18 protein-coding genes and 1 tRNA gene are annotated in these 24,886 nt (G+C 47.9%); 7 read left to right on the top strand and 12 right to left on the bottom strand.

From position 1 onward, the window contains the following. Window positions 1–43: 43 nt before the first annotated feature. On the bottom strand, window positions 44–2,209 hold the full coding sequence (locus J7L64_09365) for a carbohydrate binding family 9 domain-containing protein (protein ID MCD6452550.1): 2,166 nt from the start codon (window positions 2,207–2,209) through the stop codon (window positions 44–46). A 70-nt stretch (window positions 2,210–2,279) separates the two neighbouring features. Beyond that, a complete protein-coding gene (locus J7L64_09360; GenBank protein ID MCD6452549.1) occupies window positions 2,280–3,980 on the bottom strand; it encodes a D-aminoacylase in 1,701 nt (566 codons plus the stop codon). Between the two features lie 192 nt (window positions 3,981–4,172). Between J7L64_09360 and J7L64_09355 the strand changes: the two genes are divergently transcribed. From J7L64_09355 to J7L64_09345, 3 genes are read left to right on the top strand one after another with little or no spacing between them, the layout of a single operon-like run. Continuing rightward, complete coding sequence (locus J7L64_09355) at window positions 4,173–5,225, top strand: FHA domain-containing protein (protein MCD6452548.1); 1,053 nt, start codon at window positions 4,173–4,175, stop codon at window positions 5,223–5,225. Between the two features lie 13 nt (window positions 5,226–5,238). Continuing rightward, the gene (locus J7L64_09350) at window positions 5,239–6,018 is read left to right on the top strand and encodes a Stp1/IreP family PP2C-type Ser/Thr phosphatase (GenBank protein ID MCD6452547.1); all 780 of its coding nucleotides are present in this window, start codon (window positions 5,239–5,241) and stop codon (window positions 6,016–6,018) included. Window positions 6,019–6,032: 14 nt separating this feature from the next. Beyond that, window positions 6,033–8,120 carry a protein kinase gene (locus J7L64_09345; protein MCD6452546.1) on the top strand — a complete coding sequence of 696 codons (2,088 nt, stop codon included), beginning with the start codon at window positions 6,033–6,035 and terminating at the stop codon, window positions 8,118–8,120. Window positions 8,121–8,155: 35 nt separating this feature from the next. Here J7L64_09345 and J7L64_09340 read toward each other — a convergent pair. The 5 genes from J7L64_09340 to gap all read right to left on the bottom strand — a co-directional run bounded on the left by J7L64_09340 (window position 8,156) and on the right by gap (window position 11,592). Further along, a tRNA-Leu gene (locus tag J7L64_09340) sits at window positions 8,156–8,243 on the bottom strand. Window positions 8,244–8,272: 29 nt separating this feature from the next. Then, window positions 8,273–8,581 (bottom strand): preprotein translocase subunit SecG, encoded by a 309-nt coding sequence (secG, locus tag J7L64_09335; protein ID MCD6452545.1) that lies wholly within the window; start codon window positions 8,579–8,581, stop codon window positions 8,273–8,275. Between the two features lie 55 nt (window positions 8,582–8,636). After that, entirely contained in the window at window positions 8,637–9,401 is a 765-nt protein-coding gene (locus tag J7L64_09330; GenBank protein MCD6452544.1) for a triose-phosphate isomerase, read from the bottom strand. Continuing rightward, entirely contained in the window at window positions 9,401–10,585 is a 1,185-nt protein-coding gene (locus J7L64_09325; protein MCD6452543.1) for a phosphoglycerate kinase, read from the bottom strand. The genes J7L64_09330 and J7L64_09325 overlap by 1 nt, the downstream gene beginning before the upstream one ends. A gap of 2 nt (window positions 10,586–10,587) precedes the next feature. Continuing rightward, on the bottom strand, window positions 10,588–11,592 hold the full coding sequence (gene gap / locus J7L64_09320; protein ID MCD6452542.1) for a type I glyceraldehyde-3-phosphate dehydrogenase: 1,005 nt from the start codon (window positions 11,590–11,592) through the stop codon (window positions 10,588–10,590). A gap of 139 nt (window positions 11,593–11,731) precedes the next feature. Between gap and J7L64_09315 the strand changes: the two genes are divergently transcribed. Further along, window positions 11,732–12,505 carry a tetratricopeptide repeat protein gene (locus J7L64_09315; protein ID MCD6452541.1) on the top strand — a complete coding sequence of 258 codons (774 nt, stop codon included), beginning with the start codon at window positions 11,732–11,734 and terminating at the stop codon, window positions 12,503–12,505. Continuing rightward, window positions 12,502–12,972 carry a DUF192 domain-containing protein gene (locus J7L64_09310; protein ID MCD6452540.1) on the top strand — a complete coding sequence of 157 codons (471 nt, stop codon included), beginning with the start codon at window positions 12,502–12,504 and terminating at the stop codon, window positions 12,970–12,972. The genes J7L64_09315 and J7L64_09310 overlap by 4 nt, the downstream gene beginning before the upstream one ends. Window positions 12,973–13,015: 43 nt before the next feature. On the opposite strand, the gene J7L64_09305 is transcribed toward J7L64_09310, so the two are convergent. Further along, window positions 13,016–14,581 (bottom strand): OmpA family protein, encoded by a 1,566-nt coding sequence (locus tag J7L64_09305; protein MCD6452539.1) that lies wholly within the window; start codon window positions 14,579–14,581, stop codon window positions 13,016–13,018. 304 nt (window positions 14,582–14,885) lie between these two features. Between J7L64_09305 and J7L64_09300 the strand changes: the two genes are divergently transcribed. Next, window positions 14,886–15,530: a lytic transglycosylase domain-containing protein gene (locus J7L64_09300; GenBank protein ID MCD6452538.1), complete on the top strand. Its 645-nt coding sequence runs from the start codon at window positions 14,886–14,888 to the stop codon at window positions 15,528–15,530. Here J7L64_09300 and J7L64_09295 read toward each other — a convergent pair. After that, complete coding sequence (locus J7L64_09295; GenBank protein ID MCD6452537.1) at window positions 15,527–16,321, bottom strand: sugar phosphate isomerase/epimerase; 795 nt, start codon at window positions 16,319–16,321, stop codon at window positions 15,527–15,529. The two genes, J7L64_09300 and J7L64_09295, sit on opposite strands and share 4 nt — an antisense overlap. A gap of 54 nt (window positions 16,322–16,375) precedes the next feature. On the opposite strand from J7L64_09295, the gene J7L64_09290 reads away from it, so the two are divergent. Further along, a complete protein-coding gene (locus tag J7L64_09290) occupies window positions 16,376–17,512 on the top strand; it encodes a TonB family protein (protein MCD6452536.1) in 1,137 nt (378 codons plus the stop codon). Between the two features lie 10 nt (window positions 17,513–17,522). Here J7L64_09290 and J7L64_09285 read toward each other — a convergent pair whose 3' ends face one another. From J7L64_09285 to J7L64_09275, 3 genes are read right to left on the bottom strand one after another with little or no spacing between them, the layout of a single operon-like run. Then, window positions 17,523–18,524 carry a PD-(D/E)XK nuclease family protein gene (locus J7L64_09285; protein ID MCD6452535.1) on the bottom strand — a complete coding sequence of 334 codons (1,002 nt, stop codon included), beginning with the start codon at window positions 18,522–18,524 and terminating at the stop codon, window positions 17,523–17,525. Next, window positions 18,521–21,520, bottom strand: a complete 3,000-nt coding sequence (locus J7L64_09280; protein ID MCD6452534.1) for an ATP-dependent helicase — start codon at window positions 21,518–21,520, stop codon at window positions 18,521–18,523. Before J7L64_09280 ends, J7L64_09285 begins: the two co-directional genes overlap by 4 nt. Window positions 21,521–21,544: 24 nt before the next feature. Continuing rightward, on the bottom strand, window positions 21,545–24,844 hold the full coding sequence (locus tag J7L64_09275; GenBank protein MCD6452533.1) for an ATP-dependent helicase: 3,300 nt from the start codon (window positions 24,842–24,844) through the stop codon (window positions 21,545–21,547). Window positions 24,845–24,886 lie beyond the last annotated feature (42 nt).

The raw sequence follows: 24,886 nt of genomic DNA, 5'->3' as shown, positions 1-24,886 counted from the left end.
CAAGGGGTTTCTTGTAAAAACTTAGCCACACAAAAGTCCAATATTAGAAGCGGAAGGTGTAGTTAAACTTGAAGGTTCCCTTCTGGTAAACCGGGAGGTAGCGGCTGAATTCGCCCTGCCATCCCTGGTTGAACACAAGGAAGAACTCGTTTCCGTCGTGGAAAATGTAGCGGAAACGAGAATTTATCCCCAGTTCCTTGGTGATATTGTCATACTGGATGTAATTCGTCCAGGAGACATTGGGATTGAAGCTGTAATTTACTCTCGTTCGGATGATCCTGGTTACGAAGGAACCTTCCTTCAGGTCCACATTATTCTGATTGAGGGTCACCGAGACATAAAGGTGAGGGTTGGGCTTGAAGGTGAGGCCAGTCTCAAGCTCAGTCCTTGTGCCCGAGAAAAACCCACCCCAAAGGATCTTGAAATCGAACACGATGGGACGATTGTCCGCCGTATTCACCTCCACCCGGTAGCGACGGAAAGAGTACTCCCCAACCGGAATCACTATCCCCTCGTGGATCTCGAAAGGAGCATCAAGATATTCATATTGAGGCATTACATTAAACTCGAGATGCTCCCCAGACTCGGTCCGCAGATTTATCGGGGCGGTAAATATACTCCGGGTAAGAAGCCTACCGGAAAGATCGTAATCAGCACGATACCTGAATTGGAAAAAGAACTGCCTGATGCCCCAAGCACGAGGGCGAGGACGATAGGAAACATAGGAATGATATCTCCTTATCCCAATCCGGGGAACGAAGCCGAGGGCTGGGTTGAACTCATCTCCTATCTCTTTCGCCCCAATGTTGATGTCCCAGAGGTCATTGGGGTAGTCAACCATAAATCCATATGAATGCTGGTTCCCTGACATCCCCTCAGTAAAACTCCTAAGGAAGTATCCGCTTATAATCAAGTTCTTATTCCCCCGGAAATGAGAGGTGCCATACTTGAAATCGACACCGAACACACGGTTGCTCACCGGTTCGGTTGGATTGCCCTGGGTATAGATAAAACCTATAAGCGATTCCCCAAATATATTCTTACTCACCCGGGTTACCAAGAAGGTCTTCGGGTCGATGTCTCCTTTTCTTTTGGTCCTTATAGCGAGGAGACCGATGTTATAATCCCCTACCCTTCCCGTCAACTTCTCGCCACCCGCTATTGGGATCTGCTCACCCCCTTCGGTAAGACCGATCCGCCGGGAGAAAAAGGGGATGAGATCGCGCCTCAAATTGCCAAACTCAAAAACACCCGAACCCTCGAGGAAAAAAGCCCTCTTTTCTGGAAAGAAGAGGGGAAACCGGGTAAGGTTGATCTGTCTCGTATCCACCTCGGTTTCAGCGAAGTCGGTGTTTATCGTGGTGCAGGATTTGAGATTAGCTGCTAAATTATAGAAGACATCCACCCCGGCGTTCTTGTCCAAGGTGTTGGCATAACCTGAATCCTCTTCTCTCTTATTCCCAATGAGGAAGTAGGGACGAACATCGAGACCAAGCCCTTGAACAATACCTTGAAGCCCCCTCAACTCTCCCGCCCTCGCCACTGAAGTGAAGTAGGTATCAAAACTGGGGCTGGCAAACCGGTCCTCTTCCTGCTTTCTCCTTATGTATCTATTTATATTTAACCCCCAAGTGGATATATGAGGATTAAAAGAAAGGGTCTTAAAGGGAATGGCTATCTCCGCTACCCAACCATACTTGGTTATGTGAGCCCTCCCGTACCAGATACCGTCCCAATCCCTACTGAAATGCTCTGCATTGTTGGTTACCAGTCCATCGACCCTCGCTCCAACTGGGTTTATCTGAAAAATATAGGCGTTTCTCTTGTCGTGAAATGTGTCGAGCAATATGGTAATCCTATCATCGGAATGAAGATCCCCATCACGCTGCATATTCACCGCTACGATCTTATTCGGCTCGGAATCGTAGCAAATGATCCCAAAGTAAAGAAAATTTCGGTTATACAATACCTTAACAACCGTCTTCTCGGTGGGAGGAGCGTACTCTTTAGGCTCCCGTTGAATAAAGTGAGAGAATTCCCTTGCTTTCTCCCATTCCTTTTCCGTTAGATAACCGTCTACCTTGATGTTCCTCTCTATCTTTACCGCGGTAATTGCCGGAGCAGGGTTATCACCCTTTTCCTCGCTCGCCATCAGAGGATATACAACTAGAGCAAATATAATGAAGAGCAGTAAAAACAACTTACGCATTTTCGTTCTCCTCCGTTAAAGGACAAAATATCCCCCTTTTTTTAGACTCTCTGATCCGTCAAAAAGACTACTATCCTTTAATAGCGGGACCGTTTAAGACCTTCCCCGGCCTCGCTCCGGTATGCTCGCCCTTCTTAATCACTATTACTCCGTTTACGATGACATAATCTATTCCCACTGGATATCTCTTAGGGTCAGTATAAGTCGCCCGGTCATCGATGCGATCGAGGTCGAATATGACGATATCGGCGTAACACCCTTTCTCAATTCTTCCTCTATCCATAAGATCCATTTTTGCTGCCGGCATCGCTGCCATCTTCTTTATAGCGGTAGGAAGGGAGACCAGTTTTTTCTCCCGCACATAACGCTTGAGAAACCGGGGGAAAGAACCAAAATTTCGGGGATGAGGCATCCCTCGGCTTAAGGAACCGGTGGTAGCTAAGGCGGAACCATCGGTACAGAGCATCACTAAAGGATCGGCAAGGACCTTCTCCGTATTCTTCTCGCTCATCCCGAAACCGACAATAGCTACATCCCCCTCTTCCGAAATGAGAAGATCACAGGCGAACTCGTAGGGATCAACCCCCTTCTCCTTAGCCGCTTTTCCCAGCCTCTTTCCTATCAGGTATTTATTATCTTCATTTTGCACGTCAACTATCATCAAGCTATCCCAACCGTTGCCAGCCTTCACCTTCGCCTCCGCCTCCTTCCGCATCCTCTCCCGAGTAGCTCTATTCTTTAACCTTTTTATGAACTCCTCCAGCCCACCTTCAAACGCCCATTGGGGAAAGTTTATAGTAAGACCGGTGCTATAAGCGGTATAAGGATACCGATCAGCATTCACTGGTATCCCAACCTGAGAAGCTCGATGGATTATCTCGAGCACTTTATCCAACTTCCAGTAATTATCCCGCCCCACCGCTTTCAAGTGGGATATCTCCAAGCTCGCTCCGGAACGGTGGGAGATGGTGATCGCTTCCTTCACCGCCTCGATCAATCGCCGATCCTCGCTTCTCATATGGGTGGCATAGATCCCACCATAACCAGCAGCGCTTTCAGCAAGGGCGATCAACTCATCTATACGGGCAAATCCGCTTGGGGTATATTCGAGCCCGGTAGAGATGCCAAACGCTCCCTCCCTCATCGCCTTCTCCACCTCCTCCTTCATCAGGGAGAGCTCCTTCTCGGTAGGAGGATCGGGACGCATACCCATCACATACTCCCTCAGAGTACCTTGCCCGATCAAAGTGGCATTATTCACTGATATCCCCTGGCTTTTCAATAGCTTTCGATATTGAGCAAGATCGGTCACCTCCACCACCACTCCGTATCTTTCCTCCATCCTTCTTTTCTCTTCGTCGGTCAGTGGTTTCCTTGGGAAGATTGAGCTCCCGCAATTGCCCACCAACTCGGTTGTTATCCCCTGCCTCACCTTGGAATGGGCTTCCGGGTTTACTATATGCGCCATATCGGAATGGGAGTGAATATCGATAAAGCCCGGAGAGACTATCTTACCCTGGGCATTGATAACCAACTTTGCCTTCCTCCCCCTCAAGTTACCAACAGCGACGATCCTCTCCTGAGCGATGGCAATATCCGCCTGATAGGTTTTATCCTGTATTCCATCGACCACCGTGCCATTTACAATGAGGATATCGTAGATTGGCTCATCACTTGCACCAAAGAAGGGGAAATTCGAAAAGAGGTAAAACCCAGCTCCAAGTCTCCCCCCTTCCTTGATAAACTCTCGACGGCTTACCTTCCTTCCCATCTTACTTCTCCTTGTTGCTCAAATTTAATTTTATCGAATACCCCTTAAAAAGCGAAGATAAATAATAAAACAATGATACACACCTTTAGACTCCCTAACCTGATTCTTGACTTTTGGAAGGGATCTAAGCTAAAATTAAGAAGATTAAGGTTTTTTACTTTCGGGGAAAGAGTAGATTTGTCTCCGGGAAGCTTGAGGTTAAAAGGGAAAAAGGGGAGTTTTTACGGAAAGGAATTTATCTTTCCCGAAGATAGAGAGAGAATCCTAATAGGACGCTCTCGAAATTGTGACATAATCCTTTCCGAAGAAGGAGCCTCTAAAGAACACGCCGAGATAAGAAAAAAGGGGGATAAATTTCTCCTTATAGACCTAAAAAGTACCAATGGAACCCTGGTCAATGGGAAAAAGGCGGAGGTACATATCCTCTCTTGCGGGGATCTGATCCAAATAGAGGAGGCAGAGCTTAAAGTGGAAGGAGAAAGGCTTACTCCAAAAACGGTGCCGAGAAGAGAGAGGGGAAAGATCTACCTCATTGACGAGAAAAGCGGGGAAAGATACGCGTTGGACAAAAGCACCATAAGAATAGGAAGAAATGAGGAGAACGACATCATCATCCCAGAGCCAACCGTCTCAGCACATCATGCGGAGATAAGAAAGAGGGGTGAGAAGTTCATCCTAATAGACCTTGATAGCGACAACGGTACCTTTCTAAACGGGAGAAGGGTAAAGATAGCGGAGCTTAAAGGGGGAGAAAGGATCTCTTTCGACATCTTTCCCTTCAGTTTTTTTAACCCTTTCCCCCGCCACACCTTAATAAGAGAGAGACGAAGAATAACCGAGATTCGAGAGAAAAGGGGGAAAGCGATAATTACGATAAAAAATGGACCATTAAAGGGAAAACGCTACTCAATCGACCAGAAGAGGGTGATCCTTGGGAGATCACCCAAATGTGATATCCCCCTTCCTGACCCTTCAGTATCCATAACCCATTCACTTATAGAAGAGAAGGACGGCGTCTTCTATATAGAGGATTTGGCAAGCACTAACGGAACCCTGCTCAATGGGAGATTGGTGAAAAGGATGCCTCTTCCTAAGCGAGCAAAGATCGAATTGGGGAGGGTGAAGCTGGCATTCAGATCTATCGGAAAGAAGAAGGGGAAAAAACTTTTTGGAAGATGGGGGCTGTTTTCTCTGTTTTTAACGATCGCTTCAATCCTTATGTTTATTCTCCTTTCTCACCTATAGAATGAGAGGGAGTTTGGCTAAAGAGAAGGCTATGACGATAGAGGTAGGGGTAAAAACCGATATCGGACTTTTAAGAAAAAACAATGAGGACGATTTCATAATCAATGTAGAAAACGGGATCTTCGCAGTAGCTGATGGGATGGGGGGCCACTTAGGGGGAGAAGTAGCTAGTTTTCTCGCCTGCAATCTGATAAAAGAAGCCCTAATAAAGGAACTGGTTGGAAACAGCCCTAGGGATATCCTCCTTCGTATCCAACGGATATTGAACTGGACAAATCGAGAGATAAGAAAGGTGGGCAAAAAAGATCCCAAGGTGAAGGGGATGGGTTCCACCATCACTCTCCTCCTCCTGCGAAGATTGAAATATTACATCGCCCAAATAGGAGACAGTCGAGCATACCTCTTCCGAGGAGGAACCCTTACCAGGCTTACCAAAGACCACTCCCAGATACAGGAGCTGATAGATAAAGGGATGATAACGGAAAAAGAGGCTAAAGACGATGAACGTGTCCATATAATCACCAGATGCCTTGGGGTAGAAGAGAGGGTAAAACCGGATTTCTATTATGGAGATTTAAAAGAAGGGGATACTTTTCTCCTTTGCACCGACGGGTTATGGGGCTTGCTCGAGGAAAGAGAGATAGAGAAAATCCTCAAGAGAAAGAAAGACCTCCAAACTATCTCAGAGATATTGGTGGAGAAAGCGAAGAAGAAGGGGGGGACGGATAACATCACTGCGTTGGTGGTGAGGGTGAATGGGCTTGGTGGGGGAAAAATTAACTCAAGGAAATAGCTGAGGAGAAAGGAATGTATTGTCAACAATGTGGGGCGTATAACCGGGATGACGCCAAGTTCTGTATCAATTGTGGTCATCCCCTAAAAGAAAAGGAGACGCCTCCCCCTACCCAGGTTTTGGGCAAAGACACCTTCTCTTTGGTGAAGAACGCCCTCAAAGGGAAGTACGAGGTCATATCTGAGCTGGGAAGAGGGGGAATGGCAATCGTGTTCAAGGCTCGCGACCTAAAGCTCGACCGGTTGGTGGCGATAAAGGTTCTCCCTCCTGAATTCGCCTACGATATCGAGTTCTTGAGGCGGTTCCATCATGAAGCGAAGATAGCGGCAAAGCTCGATCACCCTAATATCATCTCCATCTACGAAGTAGGAGAGGCGGATGGCCTCACCTATTTCGCTATGAGCTATATTGACGGTGAGACCTTGGCGGATTACATAAAAAGGACGGGACCCATTCCCACCAGCGAGGCGATAAGGATAACCAAGGATATCGCTTCCGCTTTATCCTATGCCCATAAAAGGGGAATTATCCATCGGGATATCAAACCGGAGAACATCCTTCTCGACCAGGAGGGAAGGATTAAGGTAACTGATTTCGGGATAGCAAAAGCGGCCTACGGAACCACTCTCGCCACGAGAACCGGGGTCTCCCTCGGCACTCCTCATTATATGAGTCCGGAACAGGCAAGGGGAAAGCCCATCGATAAGCGAAGCGACCTTTACTCCCTTGGTATAGTGATGTATGAGATGGTTACAGGTAGGGTCCCCTTCGAAGGGGTGGATATTACCTCAATAATGTATCAGCATGTCCATGAGACACCGGACCCACCGCGAAAGATGAATAAGGATCTGCCCGAATGGCTGGAGAGGATAATCCTTCATCTTCTCGCAAAGGATCCGGATGCCAGGTTCCAAACTGCAGATGACCTCATCACTGCTCTAACCTCGGAGGGGAAAATCACCCATCCAGTAAGGAAAGAAAGGGCTGAACTTACCAAGACTGTAACCGCTGAAATAATTCCCCAAATCCCTACTGAACCGCTGAGAAAACATTCTTCTAAAAAGAGGCTCATCCTCATAAGCTTAGGGCTAATTATAGCTGGCTCCTTAGCCTATCTGGCAGCCTCAGGAAAGTTCCCCTTACTTCAAAAAACTCGAGGAAAATCCTCTCAATTGGCGGCGAAAAAAGAGGGTTCACTTGCTAAACCTAAAGGGACGACAAAAGGGGAAAACGAAGGAAAGCCTATGGCTTCCCTAACAACTAAGGAAAAAGGAGAAACTCATCTCCCCTCTTCTTCCTTTAAGAAGGAAATAAAAGAAGAGATAGCTCCTCCTCGGAAAGAAAACAAAAGACCAAATATCACCCCAGCTCCCAAAGGGAAAAGGAAGCCTCCGCTTCCCTATAATAAGCCCTCCGCAAAAAGAGAGGGAGTAAAGCCCGTCTCCCCCCTGGAAAGACCTCTACAAACCAGAGAAAAAGGAGACTTAGAAGTAAGGAGGGCTTTCGAGCTACTTTCCCCGAAAGAAAGGGCGATGCTACGCCGTCTCCCTCTTCAGGAGCGTGCCTTTTATTTAGCTAAAAAGGTAGATACCCCAAAGGCTTGGCAGGAGTTCTTAAAGAGATTTCCCCTAAGTCCCAGGGCACCCTACGCCCGTCGAAGATTGAGGGAACTTACCTCCGGGCAAGGCTGGGTTAGAATCACCGCCGTTCCCTACGCACTGGTTACGATCGACGGAAAAGAGATAGGAAGAGTGCCTCCACCGAGGGATATAAACCTCACCCCGGGAACCCATAGGATAAGATTAACAATGGAGGATTACCAACCCTATGAGGAAATCTTAACCATCAAACCTGGGGATAGAAAACGAGTACATCACGAGTTTCCTCTCTTCGGGACCCTGGTGATAAATTCATTTCCTCAAGGGGCAGAGGTAATATTAGACGGCGAAAGGGTAGGAAAAACACCTCTCAGGCTAATGAAAGTGCCTATTGGAGAACACACGGTAAAAGTACTTCTTCCTGGCTATGTCATCGAAACTAAGAGGGTGACTATTACCAAATTTGAAACCACATTCCTCTCCCTCACCCTTCAAAAGGAGTAGCACCTCCCTTTACCTCAAAAGGCAAAAATAAAAAATGGTGCCGAGGGGGGGACTCGAACCCCCACGGGAATTTCTCCCACTGCCCCCTCAAAGCAGCGTGTCTACCTGTTCCACCACCTCGGCTATTAATACCAAACCTCTTAATGAGGTTTTTACTTCTTTGGCAGTTTCGTTCTGCTCTTCTCCGGCGCAGTAACTGGCGCCTTTGCTCCCTTTCCTATAGCTGACTTAGGTTTACTGGCTAATATAGCCAATCCAAGGGAGGTAAGCATAAATATGATCGCCGCCACTGTGGTGAGCTTTGAAAGGAAGGTGGCAGCGCCCCGGGGACCAAAGGCGGTCTGGCTACCCCCTCCACCAAAAGCTCCTGCCAAATCGGCTGCCTCGCCTCGCTGGAGAAGGACTACCAAGATCAAGATAACACAAACCAAAATATGAAGTGCCACCACTAACCCATACATTGTCTGCCCTCAGATTTTCATTATAATCCTTCTTTCTGCTTAGTCAACCCTTAATTCACTCCTTCGGCGAGAGGCGGATAATAGTGGCAAAAGAATCGGGCTTGAGGCTGGCACCTCCCACTAAGGCACCATCGATCTCCCTTTCCTTGAAGAGATTAGAGACATTGACCGCGTTAACGCTTCCTCCATAGATGATCCTTATGCCCTCGCCAATCTTTTCGCCGAACCCCTCCATCAGCTTCTTTCTTATAAACTCGTGAACCTCGTTAGCCTGGTCTGGAGTAGCGGTATGGCCCGTTCCTATAGCCCAGATGGGTTCGTAAGCAATAACCACGGAAAGGGGATCCTCCAGCTCCACTCCTTTAAGTGCCTCCGACAATCCGCTACCAACCACCTCCATCGTCTTCTCATTCTCCCGCTCCTCAAGTGTCTCCCCGATGCAGATGATGGGGGTAAGGGAACAAGAAAGAGCCGCCCTCACCTTCCGATTAACCATCTCATCTGTTTCTCCGAAATAACGCCTACGCTCAGAATGACCCACGATTACATAGCTACAACCAAGCTCCGCGAGCATCTTGGGAGAGATCTCTCCGGTAAAAGCCCCCTTCTCCTCGTAGAATACATTCTGTGCCGCCAGCTTTATCCCAGACCCTTCAAGCCGTTTGGCAAGGGGATGAAGCGCAGTAAAAGGAGGAGCGATCGCCACCTCGATATCCTTTAATTCCGAAGGGAGAAGAGAGAGAAATTGGGCGATAAAACTTTCCGCCTCAGCAACCGTCTTATTCATCTTCCAGTTAGCAACAATAAGGGGCTTTCTCATCATCTTCCCTCCTTATCATTTAGAACCTCGATTGCGGGGAGCTTCTTCCCTGCGAGGAACTCAAGTGAAGCACCACCTCCGGTAGATATATGACTTATCTTATCCTCCACTCCTGCCTTCTTAACGGCGGAAACCGTATCTCCCCCTCCAACTACCGAAAGGGGAGCCTTCGCCACCAGCCTCGCTATCTCCCTCGTCCCTCGGGAAAAGCGCTCATCCTCGAACTTGCCCAAGGGACCATTCCAGAGGATAGTCTTCGCTTCTGAGATAATCTTACCAAAAAGGGAGATGGTAGCGGGACCGATATCAAACCCGGAATACCCCTCTTCGATGGCAAAGGCGTCGAACACCTTTACCTCTTCCCCCTTCATCGCCACAGCGTCAAGGGGAAGGAGGAGCTTAATCCCCTTCTCTTTTGCCCGTTTAACCGCCTCTACCGCTACCTCAAGCTTGTCCTCCTCAAGAAGAGAGGAACCGACAGAGCCGCCTTCTGCCTTGATGAAGGTAAAAGCCATACCCCCACCTATGAGAAGGGCATCCACCTTATTGATGAGGTTCAAGATAACATCGATCTTGGTGGAAACCTTGGCGCCTCCGAGGATAGCGATGAAGGGACGCTCGGGGTGTTCCAGTACCTTCCCTAAGGTAAGAACCTCCTTCTCGAGAAGGAAACCCGCCACCGCCCTCTTTACATAGTTCACTATCCCCACGGTGGAGGCATGGGCTCTATGAGCAGCGCCAAATGCATCGTTTATGTAGATATCGGAACAGGAGGCAAGCTCCCGGGCAAAATCGGGATCGTTAGCCGTCTCCCCCGGATGAAACCGAAGGTTCTCCAAGAGAAGTACCTCCCCTGGTTCAAGAAGGGAGACCTCCTGTTTCACCTCCTCTCCTACACAATTGGACACCATCCTAACCGGAAGGCTTAACAGCTCCGAAAGCCTCTTCCCCGCTGGGGCAAGGGAGAGTTCAGGAACAACCTTCCCCTTGGGCCTCCCCATATGAGAAGCGAGGATAATCCTCGCTTTATGCCGTAAAGCATATTTGATGGTAGGAAGGGAAGAGACGATCCGAGAATCGTCGACCACCTCTCCTCCTTCCACTGAAACATTGAAATCAACCCGGATGAAAACGGGCTTTTCTTTGATCTCAATATCCCTGATGGTCAACTTGCTGAACCCCATCATCAAATCCCCTGATCAATGAGGTAAGAGAGAAGATCTCGAACACGACAGGCATAACCCCACTCATTATCGTACCAGGCGAGCACCTTGATGAACCTATCACCGATAACAGCGGTAGAAAGAGCATCTACGATAGCTGAATGAGGGTTACCCACCAGATCACAAGAGACAAGCGGTTCTTCGGTCACCTCGAGGATGCCCTTCAACTCTGAGGAGGCGGCTTTTTTAAAGGCTTCGTTTATTTCATCGGCAGTTGCCTTTTTCTTGGTGAGAGCAACCAGATCAACAAGGGAGACATCGGCGGTAGGCACCCTGAGAGAGATCCCGTTGAGCTTTCCCTTCAAGTGCGGTAGTACTAAGGTAGTGGCTATAGCAGCCCCTGTGGTCGTCGGTATCATCGAGAGGGCTGCTGCCCTTGCCCTCCTCAAATCCTTGTGAGGCAGATCGAGGATCCGTTGATCATTGGTATAAGAGTGAACCGTGGTCATCCAGCCATACTCTACACCAAAGTTCTCATCGAGCACCTTAACCACCGGAGCCAAGCAGTTGGTGGTGCAAGAAGCGTTGGAGATGATGTGGTGTTTCGCTGGATCATAAGAACCCTCATTTACTCCCAAAACCACCGTTATATCCGGTTCCTTTGCCGGCGCGGTGATGACCACCTTCTTCGCTCCCTGCTTCAGGTGCTTCCCTGCATTCGCCCGATCGCGGAATAGCCCCGTTGCTTCTACCACTATCTCCACCCCCAACTCGCCCCAGGGAAGCTCCGCAGGATCCTTCACCTTGAGAACCTTTATCCTCCTTCCATTAACTATTATCGCTTCTTCCTCCGCCTTCACATCTGCCTTAAGGACCCCGTGAACTGAATCGTACTTAAGAAGATGGGCTAAGGTCTTAGCATCGGTAATATCGTTTATGGCTATGAATTCAAGCTCAGAATGGGATAAAGCCGTCCTTAAAAGGGTTCTTCCTATCCTACCAAACCCATTAATCCCTATCTTCGCCATCTCACTCCTCCTTCACTCATCAATGTTTCTTTAATATAGCTTAGATTACCATCGGAGTCAATTTCGATAACGAGCTAAATATTGACACAAAAATCACCCTCTGGTATATACCTTAATATAACAACCAAGGAGGAAGAAAATGCTCAAAAATACCCTTTTCGGAATAGGATTAATTCTCCTCCTTTCTGCCTGTGCTACCCATAAAGCACCGTCTCCACCCGTCTCGGTAAACCCTCCGCTGAAGGACTTCAATTTTTATCTAAGGCAAGGAAACTGGTTCTTAAGACATAAGGACTACGGAAAGGCGATAATTCAATTCAATAAAGCGATAGCCCTAAAGCCGAATTCAGCAAAAGCTCATAATCTCTTGGGAATCGCTTATTTCCAGCGAAAGGATTACGATCTAGCTAAAGAACAGTTTGAGAAAGCAATAAAAATAACCCCATCCTATGCCGAGGCTTTTAACAATTTAGGAAGCCTCTATTTCATAACCCGAAAGCTGGATAAAGCGGAGGAGATGTTCAAAAAATCCTTAGCTATTTCTCCAAGACTGGTCGCCCCCTATTACAGTTTGGGAACCCTTCTTATCGCCCAAGGAAGAGTGAAAGAGGCAGCTACCTACCTCTCGAAGGGGATTGAACTTGACCCTGAGTTTCTTACCAGGAACAAAGCCTTCGTCACCCGGTTTTCCTCCGCCAGCCTTAACACACCTGAGGCCTACTTCCTCTACGCTAAGATATACGCTGCTTCCGGTAATCTGGAAAAAACGATAGAATACTTGAAGAAGGCGGATAAGGCAGGTTTTAAGGATTGGGATAGGATCGAGCAAGAAGAGGAGTTCCAAAAGGTAAAGGACGATCCCCGCATAAAAAGCTTTATTAGGAAACATCGCTCTGCGGAGGAGGAGGAATGATCAGCTCAAAAAAGGCTTTATCATTAACTGTAGCCATCATTTGCTCTATTTTAGCCCTAGCAGTAAGCTCTCCCCAAAAGAAATCTTATGCCAAACTGATCTTTCCAAATGGAAGAGTGGTAACGGCGGAGATAGCAAAAACAGAGGAAGAACGCGCCCGGGGGTTAATGTTCCGGGATAGACTGGGTGAGAACGAAGGGATGTTATTTATTTTCGAGGAGCCAGATTTCTACTCCTTCTGGATGAAGAATATGAAATTTCCCATTGATATCATCTGGCTCAGCGAAGAAAAGAGGATCGTATATATCGCCTCCCGCGTACCCCCCTGTAAGAGAGAACCCTGTCCCACCTATCAACCATATTCAAAAGCCCTCTATGTAATAGAAGTACCCGCTGGCTTCGCCGAAAGGGAAAAACTCAAACGAGGCGATAGAGTAGAAATAATTTTCTTACCCAATAAAAAATAAGGAGGGGAATTTACCCCCTCCTTAAAATATTCTTTCTCTTAATTTAATAAATAACCACTCGGAAGTGTCCCCTACGGTTGAACCTTCTTGTCTCCTCCTTCGAGTTATCAAAGGCTGGTCTTGTTTCCCCGTAACTCACGGTGGTAATCCTATTAGAGGATATACCTTTAACCTCAACCAAATACTTCTTTATCGCCTGAGCGCGATGCTCACCAAGAGCCATATTGTACTCCTCAGTGCCAATATAACAGCAATGTCCTTCGATCTCTACCTTCAAGGTAGGATATTTCTTCAGGATCTCTGCTGCCTTGTCAAGGGCGTTCTTGGCTGCTTCGGTGAGCTCGTACTTATCAAACTCGAAGTAAACATCGACAAACCCAAACTTCTTGGCTATCACCTTAATGGTCGCGGAATCTTCCCCAGTGCCACCTTTGCCATCCTCAACCCGGCAGGTTACCTTATACTCGCCAACTCCAGGTAAGGGAGCGATCCATTTCACCTTCTTCCCTTCTCCCTCTATTTTACCACCGGTAGCACTCCAGTGATAGGTGAGGGGATCATTATCAGGATCGGAGGCAAGAGCAGTAACCATCGAAACATCACCCTCCTCCACCTGAGCAGGAATAGCATTTACTTTCACCTTAGGAGGATGGTTAACCGGCTTAACCGGAGCAGGTGGAATAACCGGCTTCGGCGGAGGTGGAGGTGGCGCTTTTCTCTCTGGAATGTAGGAAATCATAAATATACCACCGTCGGGACGGGTATAGTGTTCACCTATCTGGGTTTCAAAGGTAAGGTTCCTCCTAACTCCAAGAGCGAAACGCAGTCCCGAGGAAAGCTTATACTCGATACCTACCGTAAGATCAAGCGGTGCTTCCTGGGGAAAATCACTGTCATTCAGATAGTAAACCCCGGCAAGCTCCGCTATAGCGCGGAGGCTCTTCTTCGTAGGAAGTTTTACACCAACAGCGTAGCGAAGTTCGTGGCTGAGTTTCCCTAACCCTAAGTCGGATATCGCACTGGGGGTGCCGATATAGGCGAAACCCACCTTACCACTTAGGTCGACCATCTCGTTCAGTTCTTTAGTAAGGTACACCGCTGCCTCAAAATCGACTGCGCCACTCCCCAAGCCCTTTTCCTCATTAGCAATAGGGATCTTTACCAAACCACCAAGCGAAAGAGCTGGCTTCCCTTCCTTTTCAGCGATGAGATTATAAATAGCTCCCACGGTTAAATCACCAACCCCCTCCTCTATCGTGTTCTGCCAGAGTGGATGGCTATTAGGACCCACTGGAGAGGAGATCGGCATATCGAAATCAACCTGGGTCCAGGGGGTAAAAGTACCTATCAACTGAAGGCGATCGCTAATACCATAGCCGAAGCTGATGTTAACTGTATTACAATCGAAGTCGGTCTTCTCCCTATCGAAGTTGTTGTAGAAAAGAGAGAAATAAAATTTCCCCTTCTCTAACACCCGCGCAGTGTTGAGGTCAAAAAGGAGGTATTCATTGGACTTCGTCTCTTTCTTCTTCTCCTGCGGCAAAGCTACAAGAAGAAAAGAAGTGAAGAGGAGAAGTAAAACCACCAAAGAAACAATTTTTCTGTTCATATCTCCTCCTTACTCAAGATCAAATTTAATTTCTCCCCCCATTTTTCAAAATCATATCGTTTCGTTAGCCTGCTGTCAAGAAAAATGCCCCTTTATTTACCAAAAATGTAATCAAGCTCACAAATATTCCCCTCCTTCCTTGACTATGATTAGGTGCTTTATGGATGTTAAAAAGGAGGTTGAAGGTTTTTGGGAAAAAGCTCTATATATTGCATTTTATTCTTGACATTACCCAATATATTGATTATAAATTATAGTCAGAGGGTAAACTCCGGAGAAACAAAGGAGAACTGAGGGTAGAACAATGGATAAGATAATAAAAGGGGCCTTCTTGATCCTGCTCCTCATTCTGATAAACTTCAACTTTGACCATATATTCAATGCGAAAAAGATACCCGAAACTCAGCCAAAAAAGGAAAGCGAAGCGCTACTATTTAAAGATAGAAAAATAGAGGAACTCACAAAAAAAGTGAGGACTCTCGAGGTGGCGATGAGCATCCGCGATGTCCTCGACCGTTGTTATCCCTACATCCCTCCGGAAAAGAAAGGCGTCATCGCCTCGTCCATTGCCGAGGCAAGCGAGCGTTATCAAATAGATCCCAAGCTAATTCTTGCGGTAATCGAGACCGAAAGCGCCTTCAAGATAGACGCTATATCTAACAAGGGAGCGATCGGCTTGATGCAGGTCATTCCCGCTACTGGGCTCCATGTGGCTAAAGAGTTAAAGCTAAATCTTTCGGAAAAGGATTCTCTCTTTGATCCCGTGATAAATGTGCTTATCGGCTCTTATTACCTCAAGGAGCTGATGAAACAGTATAAAAACCTCGAAGCGGTGCTCACCGCTTATAATATGGGACCAGGCACCCTGGAAACCCAAGGTCTTTACCGCCTGCCGAAAAAATATTCGGAACGGGTGAAAAGGAACTATCAGGAGCTTATGAATAACTAAGGGAGAATTTGCCTCTTCCGCGAAAGAAATTCAAGGCTTTGTCTGATCGCCTCCTCATCTTTCCCCTCGATGGTAAGGAAGGGAGAGGAGGCGTTCTCCTTTAAAAGGAGGAACAACTCATCAAAGGGAAAGGTTCCCCTTCCTATCCCCAAGTGCTCATCCGAGGCTCCGTGATTATCGTGGAGGTGAAGCTCAAATATCCTTTTGCCAAAAGCGTTGATCCACTGAGAAAGCGATGCACGAGAAAAGGCGTTGAAATGCCCGGTATCGAAACATAAGCCTACCTCCTCTTCGGGAAGACGGTCAAGAAGAAGACGAAGTGGCTCTGGCTCCTCCTCATAAATGTTCTCTAAAGCGATCCTCGCTCCACACTCCGCCACCTCCGTCGCCATCCTCCCCCAGAACTCTTCGCTTCTCTTCAACCATTCGTCGAGGGCAAGCCCCTCTCCGCCTCTCCGATAGTAAGGGTGGAAGACGATCACCTCGGGACGGAGATCAGCTATCCTCTCCAGAAGTAGGCGGAATATTTCAAACGCCCTCTTCCTCTCCCCAGGGTCGTTAGAGGCAGGGAATATCCCCTCGTAGGGGGCATGGACGGTGAAACGACGGGAGGAAAGAAGGGTTATAAGTCTTCTTCTTGCCTCTTCCTCCCTAAGTAACCCCAAATCTTCGGGGAAGAAACAGATTTCTAGGTTAAAGTCTTCCCTCTCTACCTCATCCCAGTGCTTCAAGAGATGGGGATAAGGTAGATGGATAAAAAGTCTCCTTCTCCAACTCTCTCTTTCTTCCACTGCTTGTCAGCCTCCTTCCTTGATGATATTATTATTGCATAGTCAGGGGGTGAAATGGAGATGGAAGAAGAGGGGAAAAATCCAAAAAATGAGTTCCCCATAGATAGATATCACCCGATCGAGGATTGGATTGAAGAAGAGGAGGAGGAAGAAAAAAAATCAACCGGCGGGAAAGGAGTTATTATAATCCTTACCCTTCTCCTTTCTCTTTCCCTCCTTTTTATTGCAGCGGTTATGATCCCCACCTTCCCGGGCAGGAATTACCTTCCCCTCCCTGGGGAAGAAGCGCTCAAAAAGGAGCTTACAAAAGCAAATAAAGAGATAGAGGTTTTAAAAGCCAATCTTGCCCAGGCAAATGAGTTGAGAGCATCCCTCATTAAAAAGAAGGAAGAAAGCTCTGCCCTAAGCAACAACATCGTAGAACTAAGGGGAATAGTACTCTCATTAAGAAACCAACTCAAGGAAAGGGAAAAGAAGATAGCCTCTCTTGAAAGGGAGAGAGAAAATTATCAAAAGGAAAAGAAAAACCTACTGGCTGAAGTCTCCCAGTTAAGGTCGGAGCTCTCCTCACAGGAAGAGGAGATACTCAATTTAAAGAAAGAAATATCTATTAAGGAAAAAAGGATAAACTCGCTTCTTACCGATCTCAAGAAAGCGGAGAACAAGGTAAACGAAATCACCGCCGAACTCAAACGAAGGGAAGAGATCTTCCAGAGGAAAAGCAAAGAGGATGAAGAGGCGGTAGCGGCGATCCTTAAAGACGCAAAGAGACTTTCTGCTCGAGCGGAGAAAGCCGAAGCCAAGGTAAGAAAGCAGGAGAAAGAGCTAAAAATGCTCAGAGCACAACTTAAAGCCCTCAAAGCAAAAATGGAAAGGGTGGAAGAGGGCGATCTGGTAAGGCTAACCAAGGATGTAATCCCCCCAAAACCGATAAGAACGCCCGCCCCCAACTATCCATCAAAAGCGGCGGATAAAAAGCTCAATGATACGGTCTACCTACGAGTTCTCATATCAGAGGATGGAGAGGTTTTAAAGGCAAAGGTCGTTCGCCTCTCCCATCCGGGCTATGGTTTCGAGAAAGAAGCACTAAAGGCGGTGAAGAGATGGCATTTTACTCCTGCGATCAAAAAGGGAAAGCGGGTAATGGTGTGGAAGGAAATCGCCATAAGGTTCCAATATGAAGGAGGATAAGGACTGATCCTCACCTTTTGATCCCACCCAATCTCCTTTCCCCAATCTCACAATAAGCAAGATAAGAACATTTAAAACAGCGATGCCAACGAAGATGAGCCTCTGGACGGTAAAGGGATAGACGGCTGGCAACGAACCTATTTCTGAGGTTCATTATCTCGGAAGCCCTCTCTCTACTCAGTATCACCCGGCGTTCGGGAAAGATCTCCCTCTCACCGCAATAAAGGACGAAACCCTCAAGTTCACCCTGACCTTGGAACATCTCCTCCTGTACAAGCAGAAGGTATGAGAGGAGTTGTATCCGATGCTCCTCATAAGAGGAGAAACCCTTGGCGCCTCCGCTTTTGAGCTCCATTACCACCGCTTTCTTCCGGGCCTCATCTAAGAAAATGGCGTCTATCCTCCCTTTAATCCCCAGCCTCGATGAAGAAAGGCTAAACTCCACCCCTCTCTTCAAACGAGCATACTTAACCTTCATTTCGGAGACCCAGGGGATGATCGGCTCTATAGTATCAAGGATATCGAGGAGGAGCCCTTCATCCGAGGGAAGGCGGGGAAGCTGAGTCATTCCCCTCTTTTCCTTCACGATGATCTTCCGCGCCTCCTGAACAATGTCTATCCTCTTTTTACTAAGAACAACCTTGCTAAACAGAAGATGAACGAGCCTTCCCAATACCTGATGATAGGTAAGGGGAGAGGAGAATTGATCCTCAAGACGAGGAAGAAGAGGACAGATGGCGAAAGAGGAAATCCTGGTTGGCTCTACCAGATATCCCGGCTCAAGAACCAAAAGACCCTCCCCATCAAGGAATAAGGTAGAACCATCTTTTCGGGGGTAAAGAAGAAGAAGTTTCACCCCTTCCCTTATCACGACCGCCGATTCACGCCAGCGAGGAGAAAGGATAAGTTCACCTTCTCCAAAATCAGCTCTCACCTTAAGCCAGATCCCTTTTTCTCTTTCCAAAGGAGATCCAGTTGCTTCAACCATCACCGCATTATCTTCCATCCTCATCCCTCCAAAACACAGAGATCAAGCCAACGATAAGGACAGCTATCGCAATGAACTCCCGTTCTTTCTGGAAATTCTCCCTTTCTTATTCTCCGAGCGGTAGAAAGAATAAGTTCTTCTACCGACAAAACCTCCTTCTCCGTAAAAGGAAAGCTCACCAGCTCCCCCGAAGAAAGGAAAAAGCAACCTGCCCCCTCGGGTGAAGAGAATTCCTTCCCCAGAGCTCCCCTCCACATAGCGAGCAGGTAGAGGAAAAGCTGAAGCCGGTATCTATCTAAAAGCTCCTTATCGACCTTAGCATCGGTCTTATAATCTATGAGAAACGCCTTTCCATCCTTAAGGTCCACCCGATCGAGGACCCCGGAGAAGAAGACATCCCCATCATCATCTGCGAGATGCAGGGTAAAAGCCTGCTCAAGAAGGAAGGGATTATCACGAGAGACAGGATGAACCAAGTAGTTCTTAAGAAGCCTTCGCCCCATAGCAAGGAGCTTCTTCTCCCCCTTTCTCTTCCCGAGCGCCACCTTGACTTCCTTCTTAAAAAGGGAGAAAAGCGAGTCCCTCCTCCCCCGATGATATTCGAATAAAGCGCGATGAACCAACGAGCCCAGAAGCAACCCCAGCTTCTCCTCCTTTCTCTCCTCGGGAAGGCGGGCTACATAGCTGAGATAATACCTCCGGGGACAGGCGAGATAGGTAGAAAGAGAGGTAAAGCTCAACCGGATAGGCTGATCACCTTTCACCTCAACGGAATGAGGGGGAAAGAGAAGCTCAAGCCTTTCAATGAGCCTCCTCTCTTCATCTTTGGTAAGAGAAGAAGGAGAAGGAGGTAAAGGTATCGCCGGCTTGGGCGGCATAGAAAGAAGCACCTTGTCCTTTTCCCTTTCAAACCACTCCTGAAGAAAGCCTTGAAGCTTATCTTCGGCGTTGGTAGTGATTATAAGCAATTCCTCTGCCCGGGTGAAGGCGACATATCTTATCCTCCACTCCTCTTTTAACTCCTTCGACTTCGGCTCCTTCTTTTCATCAAACTCTTTGAACTTCTTGAACTTATCCTTGTTCTTCCCCCGAACCACCACCCCATATTCCTCATCGAAATATAGCGGTTTATGTCGAAACTCTTTAGAAGAAGGGGTAGAAAAGTCACTAACAAATACGATGGGAAACTCAAGCCCCTTAGCCTTATGAACGGTGAGGATCGAAACCGCATCCTCCTCCCTTTCCTCAAGCTCTCCCTCATCAAGACCCATCTCCCTTATCGTCTCCACATAATCGATGAAATCGGAAAGAGAGGGAAAGATATTCCGCTCTTCGAACTCCTTAGCAAACCGATGAAAACGCCTCACATTCTCCTGCCTGAGACGATCTCTTAATCCTCCTCCCTGCCTCAAATATTTCAGAAAACCACTTCTCTCTATCACCCAAGAAACCAAGGACGATATGGAAAGGAACGGCTTCTCCTTCTCCATCTCGAGGAGAAAAAGACGAAGTCGTTTGAGCCGATCAAGCTCCTCGTCGTTAAGAAGGGAGAACATCCGCTCATCTTTGAGGATGTCGGGAAAAAGAGATGTCTCCGGAGAGAACTCCCGAAGGAATCTAAGCTTCAAGAGAGCCTTATCTGGAAGATCAACCACAGGATGGGTGAGGAGGGAGAAGAAAGATAACTCATCCTCGGGGGTTTCGATGAGCTTAAGTAGAGAGATGAGAAGCGATACCTCGTCCGACTGGAGAAACCCCCCGCCTCCGCCCAGGGTAAAGGGGATATCATATCTAAGAAGTGCCTCTTCGTAAGGGATGATCCTTTTCCTCGGCTTCATTGCCCTGAGGAGGATGGCAAAGTCGCCGAAGCTTATTGGATCCCCCGGCTTTTTCCCAAGGCGTTTGTTGGGTGAGGAGAGGGGTTTTCCGATAAGCTCCTTTATTTTTCGGGCGATAAATTCCGCTTCCTCCTCCCTATCTTTGGCTAAGTAGACGCCTAACGGGTAAAGCTTTCCTCCCCTATTTTTGGCTCTGAGCTGAGGAGGAGTTTCTTTGATCTCTTTCTCAATAACCTTCGACGCCAAGTCAATTATCGGTTGATACGACCGATAATTTATCCCCAACATTACCTTACGAGCCTCCACGGGAAATCTCGTAGTAAGGTTTCCCGGATCGGCGTCGCGAAAGCCGTAAATGCTCTGGTTATGATCTCCAACCACGGTCACATTGGAAAGACTGGCAGAGGAGAGACGCTCTACGATCCTGAATTGAGCGATGTTCGTGTCCTGAAACTCATCGACCATAATGTAGGAAAAGCGGGAGGATATCTCCCTTTTAATATCCTGATGGGAAAGAAGTCGGTAGAGTTTGGTGAGAAGTCCGGAAAAGTCAAGCAGGTGGTTCTTCTCCAGCTCCTCCTCATACCGGCGGAAGAACGAGGCAACAAGACCCACCACCTTATTCTCAACCTTCTTTTCGAAAGAAGCACGGCGGGATAAAGGGGAAAAATAACGCTGTTCGAACTCCTTCGGAGAGAGAAGATGAAGCCTTATCCTCTTGAGAATACGGGGAAACTCATTGAGGACCAACCTCGCCTCTTCCCCGAGGAGAGAAAACAATTCCACTATCTCCTCCGCCCTTTCATCCTTGAATTTGGCGAATACCTTGGAAAGAAGAAGCTCTCCCTCTGCTTCCTCCAATACCCTGAATCCCGGCGCGAGCCCTGCTTGAAGGGGGTAATCCCTGAGGATATGAACCGCAAAGGAATGAAAGGTGAAGGAAAAAACCTTCTCCGGAGGGATGTTTTTTCTTTCGAGTCTCCTCGCCATCTCCTCTGCCGCCTTGTTGGTGAAGGTGAGGACGAGGATCCTCTCTGGAGGAAAATATTTGGTAAGGGCGAGAAAGCGCTCGACCAAAGTAAAGGTCTTACCCGTGCCCGGACCTGCTACTATCTTGAGCGCCAGGGACGGAGAGGCGAAGATAGCCTCCTTTTGGCTCTCATCCGGACCTTCTATTTCCATCTTTAACCCCTTAATCCCCACAATTCATTCCCAACACATCTTCTCATAGGGACAACCGAAATAACCCAAGCAGGAATGGGATGAACCTTCAACCGGCTCAGGAGGAAAATCACCTCTAACTACCCGCTCGCAGATCTCGCGAAGAGCTTCTTCTGCCATCACCCAATCGCTGGGCGTTATAAAATGGAAATCTCCTCCTTTTGTCCACTCCTCTTTCTCCCTCTCTGTTAAAGGATCAGGAGCTATAATAGCTTGAGGAAAGGAATATTCTTCTTCCCCCTTCCCCCTTAGAAAGCGGTATAAAATGGCCGGCTCCTCCTCTATTCCCTCTTCCTTTAGCCGGGATTTGGCAGCAAGGTAGAAAAGAAGGGGTGATAGATCTAACTCCCTCCTCGGCTGGGTCATATCCCATACCTTGTTTATCGCCACTGTAGTCTTCGTCTTCTTATCCTTCCCAAATTCAAACACCTCCAGGATCGGCGCTTTCTCGGGGTGAATCTTCAAAAGATCGAGCCCAATGCGGAAAGAAAAATCAAAAAAGGAGAAAGAAATCTCCTCGCCAGAAGCGATCACCTGATAATCTCTATCGGCGGGCAGGATCTCGCTGACATATGCCTTAACCGCCCTTTCAACCTCCTTACTCCCCCAAATGAAGCGCCACTTCTCCCCACTACGGATGAGAGGGAGTGATTCGTTGAACAAGCCGGGAAAAAGCTCATCCAGCGCTTTATCCCTGCTCTTCTCCGAGAGATAAATCCTTCGTCGGTGTGGCTGATTTATAATGAGGAGCGCTTCCCTTATTAACCTGCGCCAATTAAACTTCGCTCTTCTCGGAGTATGGAGGTTCAAGATAGAAGAGAAAAAAGCCCTCCTCGGACAAACGACGAAGTCGGAGATAAGCCTTGGGGTGAAAACGATCTCGGAAGGTTCAAGGAGAAGTTCCCTCTTCCGCTTTCTTCCTAAAAGAACTTCTCCTTCCTCAAAATAGTTGCTATCAGGAATATACTTTCCGGGAAACCTCTTCCTCAACTCTTCGAGCTTTAAAAGCAATCTTGGCGAGGAGGAAAGCTTCCTCAATTTGAGAAAACCCTCAAGGTCAGGATGGGAAAGAATATCCTCCGGAGCTCCAGTCTCTACCAAACTCCGAGCACTTATCCCGTTGAAGAACGACATACCAAATCTCCTCACCGCCTCTTCTTCTATACCTTCACTCACCACTGCCCGCAAGAAACGAGAGGGACGAGCAGGTGCTCGCTCTACTGTTTGGGGATAGCTCAGAAAGAGTCTCTTTTTTGCCCGGGTGACGGCTACCAGGAAAAGCCTTTTCTCATCAGCGATCTCCTCGGTCCGTGAGGCTAACAAAGGATGATAAAACTCAGGAATTGATGCCACGAGCCTGAGAAGTTCCTCCCGAGTAAAAATGGTCCTTCCTCCTCCTTTCTTGGGGAAGTTTCCCTCAGTCAGTCGGGGGATAAAGACCACTTCAAATTCTCGTCCCTTTGCTTGATGAATGCTCATAATCTTGACCTTGGGAGCCTCCTCCTCTTCTTCCTCGATGATCCCCTCTCCATAAACGGTGAGGAGCTCCGGAAGCTGAGAAACGAACAGGGAAAAATCCGGAGGGTGATGATGGATCGCTGAGAAAAGGAAGCCATACTCATCGACCAATGAGAGAAGCGAACCGAGATGGATGAGCGCCTCTTCCTCTCTTCCCTTCTCTCTTACAAAGCGAACGATGCCACTTCCTCTTATAATCTTCCTCAAGATGAGGGGAAGCGAAGATTGATCTATCTCCTTCCTCAAGGAGAAAAACTGGGAAAGGATGGGAAAAAGGCGGGAAAAGAACCCAAACACCCTATCATCCGCCATCTCCGCCATTAGCTTGGGGCGAAAACGGGGGATATTTGCCTCCCCCCAGCCAGGGAAATCTTCAGGATAATCGAGGCTCAACCTTTTAAGGAGAAGCTCCATCAAGGGGAAAAGGGAATATCCCTTCCCTTCCCCTTCCTCTATGAGGCTGATCAAAAAAAGCCTGTCAAGCGAATAGACCGGGGAAGCGAGAACCTTCCGGAATTCTCCTTCATCCCCAGCAAGGGCTTTGAGGTAAGAGATAACGAACCTAACCTCCGGGGAAAGGAAAAAATCGGAATAGCCCACCACCTGATAGGGGATGTCGAAATAGGATAGCGCCTCCTCAAAGGGAGCAAGATCATCCTTCAGGTCTCTAAGGAGGATAGCGACATCCTGATAATTGAACCGTTCCCCATCACCTTCTCCCCAAAGCTTTCCCTCGAGGGTTAGCTTCTTTATCGCCCGAGCGACGAAGAAAGCCTCATCCACCCGGGTGGGTTCTATGGAGACAGCAACCCTTCCTTCCGAAGCCACCGCCTCCGGAGAGGTAAAACCAAGCCTCCCTATCAGCTCGGTCAACTTGGGGAACAGACGATAGTTCTTTGTAAGAACCAGTCTCTTTGCTCCAGGGAATTTCTCCTCAAACCTCGAGGCAATATTCCTCGGGTCACTGCCCCGAAAACGGAAGATGATGCCATCGGGATCGCCAAAGGCGACGATCCTCCTATGCTCACCGGCAAGGAGAAAGAGGAGTTCGAGCTGGGCTCGGTCGGTATCCTGAAACTCGTCAACCAGTAGGAAGTGAAATTTCTCCTGATAATGGCGTCGAACCTCCTCATCCCGGCAAAGAAGCTCCACTGCCTTAAATACCAGCTGACGATAGGTGAGACCTTTTACCTTCGCAAGTTCCTCCTCGAATCGGCAAAGGAGAAAAAGGATATCGGATAGCCTTTCTTTGAGATCAGAACGAGGAATAGAATTAATCGCATTTTTAAGCTCCCTTCCTCCCGCCAAGCTGCTCCACAAAAAACCGAAGAGGTTGAGAATCTCTTCAGCAAAACCGGGAAGATCTGCCCCTTTTTTAAAGAGGGGAGATCGAAGATTATTCCGCTCTCGGGAAAGGAGTTCCCGCATCAACACCCTCTCCCTGAAGCCGGAGAGCACCTCGAAATCGAAGGGGACCCCTCCCCTCTCCCAGTTCTCCCGCAGGATACGAGCAGCAAGCGAGGTAAAGGTGGTTATATTGAGCTCCCGGTAGCCGGGGGTGATCCTTTCTTCTATCTTTCTCCTCAATCGCGAGGCAGTATTTGAAGAAAAGGTAAGGGCGAGTATCCTTTCAGGAGGAACCTTCTCCTTGAAGATGAGCCGTTCAATCGTATTTAAGAAGAGATGGCTCTTACCGGTCCCCGCACCACCCAGGACCAAAAGTGGGGTGGAAAAATCGATATTTAGCTCTTCCACCTTTTCCTCCATTCGCTTCTACCAAGATGATAGACCATACCACCTCAAAAAATA

The sequence above is a fragment of the Acidobacteriota bacterium genome (assembly GCA_021161905.1).
Taxonomy (GTDB): domain Bacteria; phylum Acidobacteriota; class B3-B38; order Guanabaribacteriales; family JAGGZT01; genus JAGGZT01.
Note: the sequence above shows the minus strand (reverse complement) of the source record. Positions and strands in the feature narration are given on the sequence as shown.

Bases quoted from the DNA above. Each gene is read 5' to 3' on its own strand.
- J7L64_09365 (MCD6452550.1), bottom strand. From the start codon at position 2,209: ATGCGTAAGTTGTTTTTACTGCTCTTCATTATATTTGCTCTAGTTGTA.
- J7L64_09360 (MCD6452549.1), bottom strand. From the start codon at position 3,980: ATGGGAAGGAAGGTAAGCCGTCGAGAGTTTATCAAGGAAGGGGGGAGA.
- J7L64_09345 (MCD6452546.1), top strand. From the start codon at position 6,033: ATGTATTGTCAACAATGTGGGGCGTATAACCGGGATGACGCCAAGTTC.
- secG (MCD6452545.1), bottom strand. From the start codon at position 8,581: ATGTATGGGTTAGTGGTGGCACTTCATATTTTGGTTTGTGTTATCTTG.
- J7L64_09330 (MCD6452544.1), bottom strand. From the start codon at position 9,401: ATGAGAAAGCCCCTTATTGTTGCTAACTGGAAGATGAATAAGACGGTT.
- J7L64_09325 (MCD6452543.1), bottom strand. From the start codon at position 10,585: ATGGGGTTCAGCAAGTTGACCATCAGGGATATTGAGATCAAAGAAAAG.
- gap (MCD6452542.1), bottom strand. From the start codon at position 11,592: ATGGCGAAGATAGGGATTAATGGGTTTGGTAGGATAGGAAGAACCCTT.
- J7L64_09315 (MCD6452541.1), top strand. From the start codon at position 11,732: ATGCTCAAAAATACCCTTTTCGGAATAGGATTAATTCTCCTCCTTTCT.
- J7L64_09310 (MCD6452540.1), top strand. From the start codon at position 12,502: ATGATCAGCTCAAAAAAGGCTTTATCATTAACTGTAGCCATCATTTGC.
- J7L64_09305 (MCD6452539.1), bottom strand. From the start codon at position 14,581: ATGAACAGAAAAATTGTTTCTTTGGTGGTTTTACTTCTCCTCTTCACT.
- J7L64_09300 (MCD6452538.1), top strand. From the start codon at position 14,886: ATGGATAAGATAATAAAAGGGGCCTTCTTGATCCTGCTCCTCATTCTG.
- J7L64_09290 (MCD6452536.1), top strand. From the start codon at position 16,376: ATGGAGATGGAAGAAGAGGGGAAAAATCCAAAAAATGAGTTCCCCATA.
- J7L64_09285 (MCD6452535.1), bottom strand. From the start codon at position 18,524: ATGAGGATGGAAGATAATGCGGTGATGGTTGAAGCAACTGGATCTCCT.
- J7L64_09280 (MCD6452534.1), bottom strand. From the start codon at position 21,520: ATGGAAATAGAAGGTCCGGATGAGAGCCAAAAGGAGGCTATCTTCGCC.
- J7L64_09275 (MCD6452533.1), bottom strand. From the start codon at position 24,844: ATGGAGGAAAAGGTGGAAGAGCTAAATATCGATTTTTCCACCCCACTT.